Below are 826 nucleotides of genomic sequence, written 5' to 3'. Positions count from 1 at the left end.
AGCGCCCCAGATCCAGCCGATGCGATCGAACCAGGCGTCGATTGCCTCGGCCTTGCAGAAAGCCTCGATGCCGCCGATCGCGGCTTCGGATGCCTTGATGATCGAAAGCGCGTCGTTTCCGTCGCGCAGCGCGGCAAGCGCGCTGTATTTGGTCCACGCCGAAAGCACCATTCCGGAATTGCGGCCGCTCGGGCCACCACCACAAATGTCGCGCTCTACAATGACAACGTCGAAGCCTGGATTGTGCTGCTTGAGGCGAATGGCGGTCCACAGTCCGAGATACCCGCCGCCAACGATGCAGATGTCGGCCTGCGTTGTCTCTTCGAGCGGAGGCGCAAGGTCCGGGTCCTCGGGCAATGCCTGCCGCAGCCAATGGCTCCGCCAGCGGATGTCTTTTTCCGGCAACTGCATCACGATGCGCCTGCCGCGGACAAGCGGCGCTCCACCAGCCTGACCCAAAGACTGGCGCCCATCGGCAGGATAGCGTCGTTGAAATCGTAATTGGTGTCGTGCGCGGCGGCCTGGTGCGCGTCGTCCGCCTGGCCAAGCAAGAAATAGCAGCCCGGCCGCTGTTCCAACATGTAGCAGAAATCTTCAGAACCCATCTCGGGAGGCGGATCGACGACGAGACGTTCCGAGCCCATCACCTCGTTCGCAATCGCGATCATCGCGTCGGCTTGCGCCGGAGTGTTGATCGTCGGCGCGAAGGGCGTTTCGTAGCGAATATCGACGCTGGCGCCAAAAGCTTCAGCCTCGTTTTTCGCGATGCGGCGGATTGCCATCTCCAGCGTCTTTTGAACCTGATGGTCGAAGGTGCGCACGGTGC

General features: G+C 62.0%; 2 protein-coding genes. Both read right to left on the bottom strand.

Annotated elements, in window-relative coordinates; translation table 11 throughout:
* Nucleotides 1–411 (bottom strand): FAD-binding oxidoreductase (locus EOC06_RS40765; RefSeq protein WP_206631157.1); only part of this gene is annotated, 411 nt, incomplete at its 3' end.
* On the bottom strand, nucleotides 411–826 hold a 416-nt coding region (locus tag EOC06_RS06040), incomplete at its 5' end, for a M20/M25/M40 family metallo-hydrolase (protein ID WP_206631156.1). The genes EOC06_RS40765 and EOC06_RS06040, both read right to left, overlap by 1 nt.

This window comes from Mesorhizobium sp. M7A.F.Ca.MR.362.00.0.0 (assembly GCF_004023175.1).
Lineage (GTDB): Bacteria > Pseudomonadota > Alphaproteobacteria > Rhizobiales > Rhizobiaceae > Mesorhizobium.
The sequence above is the reverse complement of the archived record's forward strand: the minus strand, read 5'-3'. Positions and strand labels throughout refer to the sequence as shown.